Source organism: Vibrio sp. 1249-1, assembly GCF_033340495.1.
Genome location: NZ_JAWOWJ010000967.1, coordinates 1 through 560, shown reverse-complemented (window position 1 = coordinate 560; position 560 = coordinate 1). Strand labels below are relative to the sequence as shown.

The following is a 560-nucleotide window of genomic DNA, read 5'->3' as shown; positions in this document are numbered from 1 at the left end:
GACCATGTATCTTGGTCAGCTTTGTTTAGCTCTTCAGCAACGTAGTTAACTGCAGCAGAGAAGTTGTCCATGTTGAAACGAACAGCTGCGCCCATTACTTGGTAGTCATCACCAGCAAGGTTACGGTTTTCTTGATCTTGGTAAGAAGCACCAACTGTGAACATATCGTTGATTGCGTATTGCGCAGATAGACCGAATGCAGTGTCGATTTTCTCGTCTTGATCTAGGTATGCATCAGCGATAACTGTTAGCTTGTCGAAGCTACCTTTAACTGAAACAGCGTGACCTGCACTTTCTTTTGATTTTACGAAATCATCAACGTAACCAAGACCTTCGTTAGTGTTGTCGATAGTGATTGCGTCTAGAGAGTCACCGAAATCACCAACTTCACCGAAAGCCACACCCCAGTTGTCACCGAAGTAAGCACCGAAGTAAAGATCGTCTGTACGTACACGAGCGTGATCAGAGCTGTTATCTTTATCGAAGAATTCACCGTTTTCTAGTTCAAATGAACCGAATACCTTAACGTCTTGGTTTAGTTTGTGTTCAGCATCGACTTG

General features: G+C 43.6%; 1 protein-coding gene. It reads right to left on the bottom strand.

The features are described from left to right. Positions 1–560: porin (locus R7Z50_RS29965; RefSeq protein WP_318150079.1), on the bottom strand; the 560-nt coding region annotated here is incomplete at both ends.